General features: G+C 75.2%; 1 protein-coding gene. It reads right to left on the bottom strand.

The genetic code is table 11. The annotated features are described in order from the left end of the window. On the bottom strand, positions 1–214 hold a 214-nt coding region (locus QWY29_RS20820; RefSeq protein WP_300963111.1), incomplete at both ends, for an RsmG family class I SAM-dependent methyltransferase.

Raw genomic sequence — 214 nt, 5'->3', positions numbered from 1 at the left:
CCGGCTCGGCCTCGACGATCTCCTCGTGGACCGTCGCGCCCTTCATCGCGACGAGCGCGCCGCGGGCGTCGACCTGGGGCATGGACCACTCGAGCCGGCGCCCGTGGGGCGCCACCGCACGGGAGGTGACGACGTCGAACCGTCGCGTGCCGTGCAGCGCATCGGCCCGACCGCGGACCACCTCGACCCGGTCGAGGCCGAGCGTCTCGACCAC

Source organism: Nocardioides abyssi (assembly GCF_030412915.1).
In the GTDB taxonomy this organism is placed as follows: Bacteria; Actinomycetota; Actinomycetes; order Propionibacteriales; family Nocardioidaceae; genus Nocardioides; species Nocardioides abyssi.
The sequence above is the reverse complement of the archived record's forward strand: the minus strand, read 5'-3'. Positions and strand labels throughout refer to the sequence as shown.